Below are 14987 nucleotides of genomic sequence, written 5' to 3'. Positions count from 1 at the left end.
TGTGAACAATGGCAGTCATCAAAGTGAGAAAAACGGGCCAAGTGATTGAAGGAGAAGACAATGTGCGCGCGTTTTTGAACAGTCAAGGGGTGTTGTATGAACATTGGGACATCACGAAACTGCCGGAGCATTTGCGCGATAAATATGTTCTGACAGATGAAGAAAAAAATGAAATTTTAGCGACGTTCAAAGACGAAATTGAAGATTTAGCGGCGCGCCGCGGCTACAAAACGTGGGATATCGTCGCTCTGTCCGACGCGACGCCGAACTTGGATGAGTTGCTGAAAAAATTTGAACAAGTGCACATCCATACGGAAGATGAAGTGCGCGCCATTACGGCCGGCCATGGCATTTTCATTATCAAAGGCGACAAAGAGACCGGCTATTTTGACGTCGAGCTGGAAGCCGGCGATGTCATTTCCGTGCCGGAAGGGAATCCGCACTACTTTACGCTCATGGACGACCGCCAAGTCGTAGCCGTCCGCCTGTTCATCGACCCGTCCGGTTGGGTCGCCCATCCGTATGAAGAGAAAGAAGAGGCTGTCCAATAATGAGAACACCCCGTTGCCAGGCAAGGCAGCGGGGTGTTTCGTTCTGTATGGAGAGGAGAGCTTGCCTCGATGACGGAAGGAGAGACCGCTAAAACGATTCGGTTAACAAAATCATAAACAAAATGCCGATAATAAAGGCGTACGTCGAGATCCGTTCGTTGCCGTCGCCATGGCTTTCGGGAATGAGCTCTTTGTAAATGATGAACAGCATCGCCCCGGCGGCAAACGCCAACCCGTATGGAACGAGGCCGCGGAAGAGAGAGGTTAAATAAAAGCCGAGCAAAGACGTCACAATTTCGACCGCGCCGGTTAACGTGGCAATGACAAACGCTTTAAAGCGGCCAATCTGCTGATTGACTAAAAACAAGGCGACCAAAAATCCTTCCGGCGCGTTTTGCAAGCCGATGGCCAATGCGATCAAATTGCCGATTTGCGAAGCGCCGTCTGAGGCGTAGCTCACCCCGACTGACAGCCCTTCGGGGAGATTGTGCATCACAATGGCGGCGATGATGAGCATCGCCTTTTCGTCGAATTGCAAGCCGCTTTTCGTATGCTCCAAGTCGATATGGGGGACGGTCATCTCAAGCAACGTTAACACGAGCACCCCCGCCGCCAATCCGATGGCGAGCGCCTCAAAACCGCCGGACCGCAGGGCCTCGGGAATAAGACTTGTCATCGAGGCCGCCATCATAATGCCGGCTGAAAACGCGAGGAGCACATCGCGCCAGCGGTGAGTGAGCGATTTGGCCATAAACAAAATCGGCACAGCGCCAAGTCCGGTCGATAAGGCGGACAGCACACTGCCGGTCAATACCTCGTTCATCCAATTCCCCCTTCATCAGCCTTTATTTTTTCATATGCGCCGTTTCCACAAATGTGACAATCGCCCAAGCGCTGCCCTATAACAAAATTATCATAGCGAAAGGAACGGCCGCTGGCGAGAAAAATGGACCAGCGCCTGGCAAAAACGGTTGCCTGCCTGTTTGCTGTTCAAGTATAATGCAAGTAAGAAATGGTTAAATGCAAAGGGTTGGATGGCATGGAACAAAAAGAGCAAGAACTCGAGCAATCGCTAAAGTTGTTTATCGTATTGTCGCGGGCTTACCGCGCCGTAAGCGACCAAGTGAACAAATCAATCCACTCATTCGGGGTCAATCCGACCGAATTTGCCGTGTTAGAATTGTTATACCATAAAGGGGATCAGCCGCTCCAGCAAATTGGCGAAAAAATTTTGCTGGCGAGCGGGAGCATCACCTACGTCATTGACAAACTGGAAAACAAAGGATTGATCGTCCGCCGCGCCTGCGAAAAGGACCGGCGCGTCACGTACGCGTCCATTACAGAAGAGGGGCGGCGGTTTATTGAGCGCGTATTTCCCGAGCATGCGGAAAAAATTCACGAAACGGTTTCGGCGCTGACGGCGGCAGAAAAAGAGCAGGCGATTGCGCTGCTGAAAAAATTAGGATATGGGGCAAAAACAAGGGGCTGACGCGAGGTCGGCCTCTTTAATTTTGCCGGAAATGGATACGTTATATAAAGAACATACCATAGCCAGCAAAAAAGGAGAGATCACCATTGATGGTTCCAGTAGGGGTATCGAATCGCCACATTCATTTATCAAAAGAACACATGGCGGCGCTGTTTGGCGAAGGCGCCGAGCTGACGGTGCTCAAGCCGTTGTCGCAGCCCGGACAGTTCGCCGCCAAGGAAACGGTGACGGTCGAAGGGCCGAAAGGGAAAATTGAAAACGTCCGCGTCCTCGGACCGGTCCGTTCGCTGACGCAGCTTGAAATTTCGAAAACCGACAGCTTCAAGCTCGGCGTCGCGCCCCCGGTCCGCTTATCCGGCGATATTGACGGAACGCCGGGCATTACGATTCACGGGCCGAAGGGGACGGTGACCGTCGACAAAGGGGTGATCATTGCCAAGCGGCACATTCATATGACGCCGAAAGATGCCGAGACGTTTGGCGTCCGCGATAAACAAGTTGTGAAAGTGAAAACGCAAGGGGAGCGGGCGCTCATTTTTGACGAAGTGATCGTCCGCGTCAGCGAAGATTTTGCATTAGATATGCACATTGACACCGATGAAGCGAACGCGGCCGGCTTGAAAACGGGCGATTATGTCGAACTGCTTCCATCGTGAAACCATCCGCGCCAAAGGCGGACAAAGCACCCTCTCGGTACAAACGAGAGGGCGCTTCCCATTAATGCGGCCGCTTCTTCTCTGATGCTAGTGTGCCGACAAGATGAAACGGCGCATCACGCCGAATGGCGTCAATGACGCCGCTGCTGATTTCTTGATGGGTGAGCCAACGCGTGCTGTGCTCTTCGATCACGAAGCCAAGCTGAATTTGCCGGTACAGGCAAGCGGAAGACAAACGGAGTTCCCGCTTTGCCTCGGCCGGATGGGCCCGGCTGCCGGGCACGTGGAACAGACGCCAAGGACCGGGATGTCTGCTATTTTCCCGGATGATGGCCGGAAACGCCTGTTTCCCGTCGCTGTGCACCCATGCGACAACAAAGTCGAAGGCTCTGTTTTCATTGATTGTTTGGTGAATCAAGGAACATAGTACATCATGATCGCGATAATCGACCAAAAGCGGGGTAATGGCCTCCAGATGTGCGGCGCGGGCGATGAGCCGTTCCATCCGTTCCCTGTTCCGGGCGACGATGGATACATGGTACCCTTCTCGCACGAGCCAAAGCGACACGTCGGTTAACATGCCTGTCCCACCAATGACGAGTGCGTACATGGTGGTTCTCCTTTCGGATTAATGCGATGCTCCTTTCAAATAGCGGTCAAACCAGTCGACGATATGGCGAAGCCGCTCAAGGCGAAGCACCGGGTTGCCGGTGCGCGACAAATCGTGGTTGGCGTCCGGAAAGCGGACGAGCTTTGTTTCCCGCCCGAGCTGCTTTAAGGCGACAAACAGCTGTTCGGCCTGCTCAATCGGGCAGCGGTAATCGCGTTCGCTGTGCAAAATCAAAAGCGGTGTGCGCATGTGTTTGACGTATTTGAGCGGCGAATGATGCCAAAGCCGCTCAGCGTCTTCCCAAACGTCGCAGCCGACTTCCCATTTCGTGAAAAAGTAGCCGATGTCGCTCACGCCAGAGAAGCTGAGCCAGTTGGAAATCGAACGTTGAGTGACAGCCGCTTTGAACCGGTCGGTATGCCCGACGATCCAATTGGTCATAAACCCGCCGTAGCTGCCGCCAGTGACGCCAAGCCGTGTCTCGTCAATGAAGTCGAACTTGCTGATGGCGGCGTCGACGCCGGCCATAATGTCTTCATAATCCATGCCGCCATAGTCGCCGCGCACCGCATTGACAAACGACTGGCCGTATCCGTGGCTGCCGCGCGGGTTCGTAAACAGCACGGCATAACCGGATGAAGCGAGCAGCTGCAATTCATGGAAAAACGTAAATCCATACATCGCATGCGGCCCGCCGTGAATTTCGACGACAAGCGGCGCCTTTTCCCCTTCGTCAAGCTCAGGCGGTTTCATCCTATTTCGCGCAGGAGACTCCCACTTCAACGACCAAAGGGAGTAAGTGGGAGAGGAATGCGCGTTCCCCTTTTCTTTTGTGTATGATATAATAAAGGCGTGGAGAAAACCGTTTAATAAAGGCACTCCAATAACTGCTACTCGATGTATGGAGTTGGTTACAGGAAACGTTGTAACCGTAAAACATCGAGCGTAGATCCGTCTGTTGTGTGTGGAAGCCAAGTACTGCCAACAGACACACCGAGAGAATCGGTAACGATGCAGGCATGACCTGCGTCGTTGGGTAGTTGTCAACCTGCCCTGATGCAACCCCAAGTCAAGGAAGGAGGACGAAGTCCGCTTGTACTTCTGGGGAGTTGCAAGCCCCCACTTCAAGCGTTAGCTAAGTGGGGGTAGTTGACTGGCACGCGTAAGCCGTGTTTTCGTTCCATCGGCAAGCGAGACCGCATATAAATCGCCAACGGACGTAGGCGAGCTGATGGCGGCGACGGCTTGCCGTCCATTCGGATGGACGGTGAATCCGTATAGATGAAAATCTCCTTCGACCACTGGAACGATCGGGCCGGCGAGCGAGACGAAATATGCCTTGACGCGTCCGCGCTCTGAGGCGGTGACATACAGGCCGCTTCCGTCGCTCGCCCAAATCGGGCCCGGGCCTTTCGCATCAGCGTGCATGTCGCCGACCATGGCGTCACCGAGATGGACGTCCCAGTCGGCGGTCAACACCCGCTTCGTTCCACGTTCCGGCTCAAAGACGTAAAGCCGGTGAAGCGTCGCCCCAAGATAAGCCAAATCATGGCCGATGGCCGCGAGCTTCATTCCGTCCGGCGACCAGGCGAGTGAAGCGAACGCGCCGCAGCCGTTCGTCAAGTTCGTTTCTGTTTTTTTCTCGAGATCGAGCAAAATGATGTCGCGGGTAAAGGCGGTGTCCGGATCCTCGTTTCGGTTGGCGACAAAGGCAAGCGTCCGTCCGTTTGGCGAAATCGCAAACGAACCGATTTCCTCCTCGCGGCCCGTCAACGCTTCGATTTTTCCTGACAGCACATCGATGCGCGTGAGCACCGCCCGTTTGCCGTCAAGAAAACCAGCCGCGTCCGATTTGTAATACAGCCGCTCGATCACGCGCGGTTTCAGGTCGGCTCGCTTCACTTCTGCCTTTTCCGGTTCTTCGCGGTCTTCAATCGTTTCATCATCGCCAAGCGTCGTTAGGGCGATGAGAAACGTTCCATCCGGCGACCAGACGTAATCGCGCACGCCGTTTTTGAAAAACGTCAGCTGGCGCGCTTCGCCGCCATTGGCAGGCAGCAGCCAAAGCTGCACACGCCCCGAGCGGTCAGACAAAAAGGCGATCGTTTCGCCGTCCGGGGAAAAGCGCGGCTTCGTGTCGCGACAGCGCCCGAACGTCCATGGACGGACGGCGCCGTCTTCCGTCCACATAGATAGATGGGAGCGGTATTGGTTTTCTTCGTCGATCGATTTTTCCACAAACACGACGCGCGTTCCGTCCGGCGCGTAGTGCGGGTCGCGCACCGAGCGGAGGCGAAGCAAATCTTCCGCCGTCATGCCGCGGCGTTTTGTCAGGTGCTCGTTGTTGTTCATCAGCAAGACCTCTCTTTCCTTCAAAAATGGAACCATCTTGTATATTTCGTCTTACGAAAGAAAAGATCCTGCCCCAAAACAGAAAAAAACGAACGCCCAAACGATAGGCGTCCGTTTTTTAGCTATGCCGACAGTTTTTGTTTTTCATTTGCCTGCTGCGCTGCCTTTTTCACCTGCGGGTAGAAGATCACGCCGCTTGCCAGCAAGGCAACGCCCAGCAGGAACGTTTTCATATCCGCCGTCCCGGCGATGACGACCCAGACGGAATACAATGTTGCCAGCGCCGCAACGATGCCGTCAGCGAGCCGCTCCCGTCCTGCCGCATACGTTTCCCCCGTGAGCGTGAGCTTCAGCTGGAAGACGGAAGCAATCAAATATGGAACGAGATAAGCGAGCGTGGCGATGTAAATGACGAAGTCAAACGCCGCGGCCATCGAGTGGGAAATGGTCGAAAAGATGAACAATTGCGCCAAGGCGTTCGACAACGTAAGTGAGAAGCTCGGCACATTTTTCTTGTTTTCCTTTAAAAACATCGGCAGAAACAGCCCTTGTTTGGCCGCTTGGTACGGCACCTCAGCGCTCAGCAAGATCCAGCCGAGCGTCGAGCCGAGCAGGCTAATGAGCCCAAGACCAGCCAACACGTAGCCGCCCGCCGGTCCGACGATGGCAATGATGGCATCAACGAGCGGTTTTTCCGATTGAATCAGTTCGCGTTGCGGCAAGACGCCCATCACCAAAAAGCTGATGCCGATGTAAATGGCTAAGGCGATGAGCAGGCCGGCGATCGTCGCCCGTTTTACGTCCGCTTGTTTGCGCGCGCGGGAAGCGAACACCATCGCCGATTCAACGCCGACAAACGCCCAGAGTGTCGGTGAACTACCCCCACTTAATTTTCTAGCGAAAATTTGAAGTGGGGGCTTCCAAAGAAGTTTGACTGCTTCAAGCAATCCTTATTCTTTGAGGCGTGTCCACTTCGCCGCTAGAGCATAAGACACTCAGGTCTACAGCTTTACTTTTCTTTAAGATGTTTAATGCGCCATTGACATCAGCATTAATTAGTTTGCCAGACTTTGTTCGATACAAGCCGCGCTTAATACGTTTGCCGCTGAACTTATATTCTTTTGGATTGTCGGCATTATATTCAGGAATCTCATCGCCGTCAAAAAAGCTGGCTTGAGACGTATATGATTCTTCCTGTTTCAAGAATTCAATGCCGTAAAATTCACAAAGATATTCTAGTTTTTCTTTTATGTTACCGAGAGGAATATTGACAAAGTTTTGATTTGTCTTTTTTCCTAGATTAATATTGCGTTGCCATGTTTCCGCATAGCCAATGACAAGTTTGCCAATTTACAATCCGACGTTGTACATGTTCTTGGCAATATGGCACAGTTCTCGAAGAGTCAAGTATTCTTCTTTGGTCAAACCATTTAGCTGTTGTTTGATACAAAAATACATTTTTTCACCTCCCATCTAACTATATGATACCATATTTTACTGAATCTATCCTATTTTCAGCAAAATATAGTTAAGGCGATTCATCTCCCACTTACTCCGCTTCGCTTCGTTGAAGTGGGAGTCTTCTCGCCTAATTAAGATAAAATGGAAATTTGTTCAGAGAATGGTTCATCACTAAAAACTAAAAGATGTACTTGCACTAGCCATTAAAGTATGTTAGCTGTTTCTAACCGAACCCGAAATGCAAAACGTTGGATATTTCTGTATCCGTATCCCTGACGTTTGATCCGCTTAATCTTGTTATTCGTTTCCTCCATTTTCCCATTCGAATAAGACGATAAAATGCATGATATGATTTCGTCTGTTCGTTTGACGAGTGATTTTGCGATGGCTCGCACAACTGAACAAGAACAAAACGAATAACGATGAATCCAAGCCTCCAATTGTTCCAGATTTTGCACATTCTTTCGGAACGTTTGCACGCTCTCTCAGATAAAGATTTCCAACGCGCCTGATGGACCGATGGAAAAGAGAAAGCGCAAAATTTTGGTGAAGAGCCTTTTTATGCGCATATATGGGTGGTTTTTTATATATTATGCAAAGGTTGCGAAATATGAGTGAAATGATTAGTATAATTTGTGGTGATGAACCCAGAGAATGGGAAATCGAGAAGGATTTTGAGGATTCATGGCGAATAAACAGTAGGTCGGCTGAGTGATGAAAAAATGTAAAAATGAAAGGAAAGAAGGGACAGAGCATGAAGTTTTCCGAATTTCGTTACGAGCGGCCGGACATCGCTCAATTGCAAGCATCGTTTCAAGAAGCGCTTGATTCGTTCCGCCGTGCCGGGAGCGCCGCCTTGCAGCACGAGGCGATGAAGCGGATCAATGCACTGCGCCGCCGCTACAGCACGATGGCGAACCTTTGCCACATCCGCCATACGATTGATACAAACGATGAATTTTATAAACAAGAACAGGACTTTTTCGACGAAACCGAGCCGGTCGTCAAGGGGCTCGTCAACGATTATTACCGCGCGCTTGTTTCCTCGCCGTTCCGCGCTGAATTGGAACAAGTGTGGGGAAAACAGCTGTTTGCGTTGGCGGAAACGCAACTGAAAACATACGCGCCGGCGATTGTAGAGGACTTGCAAAAAGAAAACAAGCTGGCAAGCGAATATACGAAGCTCATCGCATCGGCGAAAATCATGTTTGAAGGGGAAGAGCGGACGCTTGCCCAGCTGCAGCCGTTTGTCGAGTCGCCGGACCGCACGATGCGCCAACGGGCGAGCGAAGCGCGGTTTTCGTTTTTCACGGACCACGAAAAAGAGCTAGATGAGCTGTATGATGAGCTCGTCCACGTCCGCACGGCGATCGCCCGCAAGCTCGGTTTCCAAAACTTTGTGGAACTCGGCTATGCCCGTTTAGGCCGAACCGATTACAATGCCGATATGGTCGCAGGCTACCGCCGGCAAGTGAAAACGCACATCGTCCCACTCGCAGCAAAGCTGCGCGAGCGCCAGCGGCAGCGGATTCAGGTCGACCGGCTTACGTATTATGATGAGCCGTTCATGTTTCCAAGCGGCAACCCGGCGCCAAAAGGGGACGCCGCTTGGATTGTTGACAACGGCCGGCGCATGTATGAAGAGCTGTCGCCGGAAACAGGCGAGTTTTTCCGCTATATGGTCGAACATGAATTGATGGACCTCGTCGCCAAAAAAGGAAAGGCGGGCGGCGGCTATTGCACCTATATCGATGACTATAAGGCGCCGTTTATTTTCTCGAACTTTACCGGAACGTCCGGCGACATTGACGTACTGACCCATGAAGCGGGGCATGCGTTCCAAGTGTATGAGAGCCGCCATTACGACATTCCAGAATACAACTGGCCGACGCTTGAGGCGTGTGAAATCCATTCGATGAGCATGGAATTTTTCACATGGCCGTGGATGGAGCTCTTTTTCGGCGAAGACGCCGACAAATACCGGTTCGCCCATTTGAGCGACGCACTTTTGTTTTTGCCGTACGGCGTTGCGGTCGATGAATTTCAGCACGCTGTCTACGAGAACCCGGATATGACGCCGGCTGAGCGGAAGAGTGTCTGGCGCAACATCGAAAAAGCGTATTTGCCGACAAGAGACTACGCCGGCCATGACTACCTTGAGCGCGGCGGATTTTGGCAGCGGCAAGGGCACATTTACACCGACCCGTTTTATTACATTGATTATACATTGGCGCAAGTGTGCGCGTTCCAGTTTTGGAAGCGGGCGCAGGAAGACCGGGAATCAGCCTGGCGCGACTATGTGGCGCTTTGCCGATTGGGCGGCAGCCGGCCGTTTACTGAGCTCGTCAAAAGCGCCAACCTAAAGTCGCCGTTTGCTGACGGGGCGGTCGCTTCGGTCGTCGGCCATATCGAGCGGTGGTTGGACAGCGTCGATGACAAAGCCTTGTAAAAAGAAGCAAAGAAGGCGGGCGGGAACAGCACCGCCCTGCTTTTCTTTATCATCTCGCGCCGAGAAGACCCCCACTTCCACGTGTTGGGCGGGGATGGCTTGGTTGACAGCCTGCTGTGGGGCGGGTGTTTCCAACAATCTCTCACCTCAAAGCTCAAGCGTAGGTGGGAGAGCGTTCAATTTGAAAACTTCTATCAAACTGGGGAAAAGGGGGAAAACGATGATCCGTAAAGCCACATGGGTCGACGCACTGGCCATCGCTTCGGTCCACGTCGAAAGTTGGAAGACGACGTACAGCGGCATCGTGCCGGACGCGTACTTGGAGACGTTGGCAGTGGGAGAAAAACAAACGTTATGGGAGAAGGTGCTCAGCCAATCGGACCATTCCGTGTTTGTCGCCGAGGAAAACGGACGCGTCGTTGGATTCGTCTCCGGCGGACCAAATCGGGCAGCCGACGGTCTGATAGCGAAGTATGACGGGGAGCTGTATGCGATTTATTTGCTTAAAGAGGTGCAAGGAAAAGGGCTCGCCGGCAACTCGTTCAAGCGTTGATCCGCCATTTGGCGCAAAAAGGCATTCATTCGCTGGTCGTCTGGGTGCTTGCCGACAATCCGTCACGCGGTTTTTACGAACGGCTTGGCGGTGAAAAACTGGCTGTTGGCGATCGTCACGCCGACATTGTTTCAGTCCGTCGCCCCGTTTTTGGCGAAAGAGTTTGTCCGTGAAGTGTTTGACAACGAATACGAGACGTACGAACAGTTTTTGCGCGCGGTGTTTTCCAATCGCTACGCCTTTGTGAAAAAGTATTTGCCAGCGATTCGTGTGCTTTGGCAGGAGCTCGCCTTTCATTCCGAGATTAAACAGTGCTTTCAACGCGTGTTTACAGAGCACGTGTATCCAAAATTCGCCCGCATTGTCCGCCATTTTCAAGAAAAAGGTGAGTTGGCCGAGCTGCCGGTTGATTCGGTCATCCGCTTGACGATCACATCGCTCGCCGGCTTTTTGGCCGCCCGCTTTCTCCTTTTGCCTGACCACCATTGGGACGATGAGGCGGAAATGGAGCGGACGATTCACGTGTTGATGAACGGTCTGCGGCGCTAACCGGCCGGCTTCCGCGTGGGAGCCGGCCTAGCCGTTTTTCTTGGCATAATCGAGGATGGCTTTCGTAAATTGTTTGAAATCATCAAGATGGTGTTCGACGATGGCTTGCAAGATGCCAAGGTTCAGTTGTTGATAGTCGTGAACGGCGATGTTGCGGAATCCGACCATCGCCTTCATCTTTTTGCTTATGGAAGGGGAGATGACCCCATGTTCTTCGAGGAGAGCGAATGCATCGCGGCTATGCTGTGGCAATCCGAATTTCTGCTCGGCCACAATATGCATGGCCAAATCGATGCATGCCTCGCACGCCCGCTGTAAATTCAGAACGATCGAATCTTGTTTTGTGTAATTTTGTAAATTTTTTGGATCGCCGTTATATTCTTCACGAATTCGTTTCAGGCAGCGTTCGATCACGCTGATCTTGTTTAAAATGACATCACTTTTCATATATGCTCCCGCTTTCCGTAATTTGTTTTAACACCGGTGCTCTCTCTTCGTTTAGTTTCACATACATTTTCAATGTTTTCATTTCGAACTCAGCCCGTTTCCGCTCGTCGCGGCAATCAATGGCTTTTCCCGTCGAGACGACTTGCGCTTGAAACACGGTGCTGGCTTGGCGCAAATCGACAAGATCGACATCTCGCCCTAACTTGTCAGCCAAATGCCCCGCGAGCCGAAACAGCTCATACGGATCATGCGGTTCGCCGTCGCTGACAAAGGCGATATCGACATCACTGTCCGGGCGCAGCGTCCCACGGGCGGCTGAACCGAACAGGTAGATGACGAACGGGTGAAGAGCCGGGCGGAGCGTCTGAATGATGATCGTCTCCATTTCGTTTGGCAATCGCGATGCCCCCTTGCGTTTTTCTTCATTATAGCAAAATCTTATTGTTCTTGGCGAAAAGATGGAAAAAGAAAAAGGGATGGCGATGATGCGCCAATCCCTCTGAGCGAAAGAAGCAGGGGCTGATTGATTCATTTCCTCCTTACATACAAACTTCGGGGCGGCTCTTTTTGCTGCTCTTCCCTAAAACACTTCCTCACCCCGAAAACGGGATGGGGCGATGTTCGAGTCATTCGGGTGATGGATGATATAGGTGTGCGCGTTGGTCGTTAAGCCACAATTAGGCGATTTCCGCCACAATGGCATTGTCCTTGACATCGATACGGATCGCACGCACCGATTGATCCGCGTCAAGCAGGCAGTCGGCGATGTTGTCTTCGACATGCTCTTGGATGACGCGGCGGAGCGGGCGGGCGCCGAAGGCCGGATGGTAGCCGAGTTCGGCCAGTTTTTCTTTCGCCGCTTCCGTCACCTCGAGTTCAATGCCTTGTTCGCGCATCGCCGCTTTGACATCGGCGAGCATCAGGTCGACGATCTCAAGCAAGTGCGCTTTTTCGAGCGGCTTAAACTCGATGATGGCGTCGAAGCGGTTCAAAAATTCCGGCTTGAAGTAGGCACTGAGCGAGTCAAGGACGCTTGTTTGTCTGTTGCCCTCTTTTTCAAAGCCGACGGTGATTTTTTTGTCGGTCACACCGGCGTTGCTTGTCGCGATGATGACGGTGTCTTTGAAGCTGACGGTGCGGCCTTGGCTGTCGGTTAAGCGGCCGTCTTCCAAAATTTGCAGGAAGATGTGCTGTACATCCGGGTGCGCTTTTTCAATCTCGTCGAGCAAGATGATGCTGTACGGATTGCGGCGCACTTTTTCCGTCAGCTGGCCGGCTTCTTCAAAGCCGACATAGCCCGGCGGCGAACCGATCAGCTTCGAGACCGAATGTTTCTCCATGTATTCGCTCATATCGAGGCGAATCATGGCGTCTTTTGTGCCAAACAGCTCTTCAGCGAGCGTTTTGGCGAGCTCCGTTTTCCCGACGCCGGTCGGGCCGACGAACAAGAACGAACCGATCGGGCGGTGTTTCGCTTTCAAGCCGGCGCGGCTGCGGCGGATCGCTTTGGCGACTTTTTTCACCGCTTCCGCTTGGCCGATCACTTTTTTCGCCAAGTTTTCTTCGAGATGTTTCATTTTTTCTTTTTCATCGGCTTGCAGTTTGCCGACTGGGATGCCGGTTTTCTCGGCAATGATTTGCTCGATGTCCGCCACATCGACTGTTGGGCGTTCTTGGGTGACGCCTTGCTCGAGTTGTTTCTCAAGCTTCAGCTCTTCAGCGCGCAGTTTCGCCGCCAGTTCATAGTTTTCCTCTTTCGCCGCTTGTTCTTTTTCTTTCGCGATTTGGATCAATCGCTCTTGCAGTTGCTTTTCATCGGTCGGGCCGAGGCGCAAGTTCGCTTTCGAGCCGGCCTCGTCAAGCAAGTCGATCGCCTTGTCCGGGAGGAAGCGGTCTTGAATGTAGCGGTGCGACAATTTCACGCACGCTTCGATCGCCTCGTCCGTATAGCGGACATGATGGAATTGTTCATATTTTGGCTGAATGCCTTTTAAGATGGCGATCGCTTCCTCAACGGTCGGCTCGTGGACGATGACCGGTTGGAAGCGGCGCTCAAGAGCCGCGTCTTTTTCAATTTGCCGGTATTCTTTGAGTGTCGTCGCCCCAACGACTTGTAGCTCGCCGCGGGCAAGCGCCGGTTTTAAAATGTTGCCCGCGTCCATCGAGCCTTCAGCGGCTCCAGCACCGACGAGCAGATGGATTTCGTCAATGAACAAGATGATGTTTTTCCGCTCTTGCAGTTCGGCGATGAGCCGTTTCATCCGCTCTTCAAACTGGCCGCGGATGCCGGTGTTGGCAACAAGCGAAGCGACGTCAAGCAAGTACACTTCTTTGTTCAACAGTTTTTCTGGCACTTGCCCTTCGGCAATTTTCAGCGCCAGCCCTTCAACGATGGCCGTTTTCCCGACGCCCGGCTCCCCGATCAACACCGGGTTGTTTTTGTTGCGGCGGTTTAAAATTTCGATCACGCGGGCGATTTCTTTGTCGCGGCCGATGACCGGATCGATCAAGCCCGCTTTCGCCATTTGCGTCAAGTTGCGGCCGAATTGATCCAAAAATCCACCGCCATGGCTTTGCGGGCGTTTCGCCATCGTTTTCGGCGCGCTCATTCCGGCGTTGGCGGCTGTGAACGGGCTAGTAAAGAAGTCATCAAAGGAAAACGGTGAAAAGCCGAAGTTCATCGGAATGGACAGTTGTTGTTTTTGCTTTTCATAGCATTCATGGCACAGGTGAAGTTGTTGTTTTTCACCGTTCCATTGCAAGTTGACAAACACCGTTGCTTCACGTTGTTGGCATGCTTGGCAGCGCATGAAGCATACCCCCTTTTCCATTATTCAGGTTTTGACTTTGACTTTCTTTGACTTTCTGACTTTATTATACTTTGACCTTTTTTGACTTTCAAGTGTTTTGTACAAAAAAATTGTGATAACGATGAAATGTTTTTGAAAAAATGGTGAATACTAATGTAGGTGCGGCAAAGCTATGATAAAGTGAAAAACAGAAAAAGAGGCGGAAAAGACTCCGTCTTTGGTGCTGACGATGATCATGAATTTGAAGGAAAAAGGAGAAAGGTGAAGATGAGAAGACATGTTGGTTTCGCGTTTGCTGTTGTACTTTTGGGGATGATGATCATGGCTGCTTGTACAAATCACAACAAGCAAGCCGAGACGCTGGCCGTGCTTGAAGTGAAAATGGATGTTCCGGATCACATCGATTTGAACAAACCGACCAAGCTCGCCTGCGTCGTGACGTACGGCGGTGAAAAAGTGGACGATGCGAGCGAAGTCAAGTTTGAAGTATGGAAACACGGAAGCAGCGAGCGGGAAATGCTTGAAGCGAAGCATGACGGCGATGGCCGCTACTCGGTGGAAAAAACATTTACCCAAGCGGGAACATATTCGGTCGTCGCCCATGTGACGGCGCGCGATATGCATAACATGCCGAAAAAAGATATTGTCGCCGGCAACCCGGAACAGGCGGCGACGGCCGACGGTGCGCGCGAAAATTCCCAAGGCAGTGCTGAAGAAAATCATCATGGCGCCGTCGCCATTTCGCTGTCGTCCCGTTCGTTCGAAGCCGGAAAACCGGCGGCATTGACCGTTCACCTCACCAAAGATGGGAAGCCGTTGACAGGTGCGACCGTTCGTTTTGAGATTTGGCAGGCGGACAATAAGCATGAATTTGTCGATGCAAAGGAAAAAGGAAACGGCGAGTACGAAGCCATGGCCACGTTTGCCAACAAAGGAACGTATTCGGTGAAAGTGCACGTCGAAGGAAGCGGCGGGCTGCACGAACATCAAGTCGAACACGTGACAGTTCATTGATGGAAACGCGATTTCACATCGCATGCCATATTAATGAAGAGAGTTT

The 14987-nt window shown here is 52.1% G+C and carries 10 protein-coding genes and 7 pseudogenes; 7 read left to right on the top strand and 10 right to left on the bottom strand.

Annotation, left to right across the window (positions count from 1 at the left end; all coding sequences use genetic code 11):
- Nucleotides 1–8: 8 nt before the first annotated feature.
- Entirely contained in the window at nt 9–551 is a 543-nt protein-coding gene (locus CD000_RS10580) for a 1,2-dihydroxy-3-keto-5-methylthiopentene dioxygenase (RefSeq protein ID WP_015374253.1), read from the top strand.
- An 88-nt stretch (nt 552–639) separates the two neighbouring features.
- Here CD000_RS10580 and CD000_RS10575 read toward each other — a convergent pair whose 3' ends face one another.
- Nucleotides 640–1374 (bottom strand): ZIP family metal transporter, encoded by a 735-nt coding sequence (locus tag CD000_RS10575; RefSeq protein WP_096225620.1) that lies wholly within the window; start codon nt 1372–1374, stop codon nt 640–642.
- Between the two features lie 216 nt (nt 1375–1590).
- On the opposite strand from CD000_RS10575, the gene CD000_RS10570 reads away from it, so the two are divergent.
- Both CD000_RS10570 and CD000_RS10565 read left to right on the top strand, forming a co-directional pair.
- Nucleotides 1591–2040 carry a MarR family winged helix-turn-helix transcriptional regulator gene (locus tag CD000_RS10570; RefSeq protein ID WP_014195273.1) on the top strand — a complete coding sequence of 150 codons (450 nt, stop codon included), beginning with the start codon at nt 1591–1593 and terminating at the stop codon, nt 2038–2040.
- An 89-nt stretch (nt 2041–2129) separates the two neighbouring features.
- The gene (locus CD000_RS10565) at nt 2130–2696 is read left to right on the top strand and encodes a phosphate propanoyltransferase (RefSeq protein ID WP_033006192.1); all 567 of its coding nucleotides are present in this window, start codon (nt 2130–2132) and stop codon (nt 2694–2696) included.
- 61 nt (nt 2697–2757) lie between these two features.
- Here CD000_RS10565 and CD000_RS10560 read toward each other — a convergent pair whose 3' ends face one another.
- The 6 genes and pseudogenes from CD000_RS10560 to CD000_RS10535 form a co-directional block, all read right to left on the bottom strand.
- The gene (locus CD000_RS10560; protein WP_096225619.1) at nt 2758–3306 is read right to left on the bottom strand and encodes a short-chain dehydrogenase; all 549 of its coding nucleotides are present in this window, start codon (nt 3304–3306) and stop codon (nt 2758–2760) included.
- An 18-nt stretch (nt 3307–3324) separates the two neighbouring features.
- Nucleotides 3325–4059 (bottom strand): annotated as a pseudogene (locus CD000_RS10555) (alpha/beta hydrolase family protein); the annotation flags it as partial.
- A 398-nt stretch (nt 4060–4457) separates the two neighbouring features.
- Nucleotides 4458–5658 (bottom strand): annotated as a pseudogene (locus CD000_RS10550) (TolB family protein); the annotation flags it as partial.
- Nucleotides 5659–5780: 122 nt separating this feature from the next.
- A pseudogene (locus CD000_RS10545) lies at nt 5781–6530 on the bottom strand (amino acid permease); the annotation flags it as partial.
- 67 nt (nt 6531–6597) lie between these two features.
- A pseudogene (locus CD000_RS10540) lies at nt 6598–7008 on the bottom strand (zinc ribbon domain-containing protein); the annotation flags it as partial.
- A 314-nt stretch (nt 7009–7322) separates the two neighbouring features.
- A pseudogene (locus CD000_RS10535) lies at nt 7323–7574 on the bottom strand (transposase); the annotation flags it as partial.
- 299 nt (nt 7575–7873) lie between these two features.
- Here CD000_RS10535 and CD000_RS10525 point away from each other — a divergent pair.
- The 3 genes and pseudogenes from CD000_RS10525 to CD000_RS10515 all read left to right on the top strand — a co-directional run.
- Nucleotides 7874–9568: a M3 family oligoendopeptidase gene (locus CD000_RS10525; RefSeq protein ID WP_096225617.1), complete on the top strand. Its 1695-nt coding sequence runs from the start codon at nt 7874–7876 to the stop codon at nt 9566–9568.
- 220 nt (nt 9569–9788) lie between these two features.
- A pseudogene (locus CD000_RS10520) lies at nt 9789–10225 on the top strand (GNAT family N-acetyltransferase); the annotation flags it as partial.
- A pseudogene (locus CD000_RS10515) lies at nt 10215–10670 on the top strand (TetR/AcrR family transcriptional regulator); the annotation flags it as partial. The pseudogenes CD000_RS10520 and CD000_RS10515, both read left to right, overlap by 11 nt.
- A 27-nt stretch (nt 10671–10697) precedes the next feature.
- On the opposite strand, the gene hepT reads toward CD000_RS10515, so the two are convergent.
- The 3 genes from hepT to CD000_RS10500 all read right to left on the bottom strand — a co-directional run bounded on the left by hepT (nt 10698) and on the right by CD000_RS10500 (nt 13927).
- A complete protein-coding gene (hepT, locus tag CD000_RS10510) occupies nt 10698–11117 on the bottom strand; it encodes a type VII toxin-antitoxin system HepT family RNase toxin (protein ID WP_096225616.1) in 420 nt (139 codons plus the stop codon).
- On the bottom strand, nt 11107–11514 hold the full coding sequence (gene mntA / locus CD000_RS10505) for a type VII toxin-antitoxin system MntA family adenylyltransferase antitoxin (protein WP_044745516.1): 408 nt from the start codon (nt 11512–11514) through the stop codon (nt 11107–11109). The genes hepT and mntA overlap by 11 nt, the downstream gene beginning before the upstream one ends.
- 280 nt (nt 11515–11794) lie before the next feature.
- Nucleotides 11795–13927 carry an ATP-dependent Clp protease ATP-binding subunit gene (locus CD000_RS10500; protein ID WP_096225615.1) on the bottom strand — a complete coding sequence of 711 codons (2133 nt, stop codon included), beginning with the start codon at nt 13925–13927 and terminating at the stop codon, nt 11795–11797.
- A gap of 267 nt (nt 13928–14194) precedes the next feature.
- Between CD000_RS10500 and CD000_RS10495 the strand changes: the two genes are divergently transcribed.
- Entirely contained in the window at nt 14195–14941 is a 747-nt protein-coding gene (locus CD000_RS10495) for a FixH family protein (RefSeq protein ID WP_096226277.1), read from the top strand.
- The last annotated feature ends 46 nt before the right edge of the window (nt 14942–14987 follow it).

Origin of the sequence: Geobacillus sp. FJAT-46040 (assembly GCF_002335725.1) — a bacterium.
GTDB lineage: Bacteria > Bacillota > Bacilli > Bacillales > Anoxybacillaceae > Geobacillus > Geobacillus thermoleovorans.
This window is presented reverse-complemented; position numbering and strand designations above follow the sequence as displayed.

Coding starts and splice junctions, on each gene's coding strand:
- CD000_RS10580 (WP_015374253.1), top strand. CDS start 9: ATGGCAGTCATCAAAGTGAGAAAAACGGGCCAAGTGATTGAAGGAGAA.
- CD000_RS10575 (WP_096225620.1), bottom strand. CDS start 1,374: ATGAACGAGGTATTGACCGGCAGTGTGCTGTCCGCCTTATCGACCGGA.
- CD000_RS10570 (WP_014195273.1), top strand. CDS start 1,591: ATGGAACAAAAAGAGCAAGAACTCGAGCAATCGCTAAAGTTGTTTATC.
- CD000_RS10565 (WP_033006192.1), top strand. CDS start 2,130: ATGGTTCCAGTAGGGGTATCGAATCGCCACATTCATTTATCAAAAGAA.
- CD000_RS10560 (WP_096225619.1), bottom strand. CDS start 3,306: ATGTACGCACTCGTCATTGGTGGGACAGGCATGTTAACCGACGTGTCG.
- CD000_RS10525 (WP_096225617.1), top strand. CDS start 7,874: ATGAAGTTTTCCGAATTTCGTTACGAGCGGCCGGACATCGCTCAATTG.
- hepT (WP_096225616.1), bottom strand. CDS start 11,117: ATGAAAAGTGATGTCATTTTAAACAAGATCAGCGTGATCGAACGCTGC.
- CD000_RS10500 (WP_096225615.1), bottom strand. CDS start 13,927: ATGCGCTGCCAAGCATGCCAACAACGTGAAGCAACGGTGTTTGTCAAC.
- CD000_RS10495 (WP_096226277.1), top strand. CDS start 14,195: ATGAGAAGACATGTTGGTTTCGCGTTTGCTGTTGTACTTTTGGGGATG.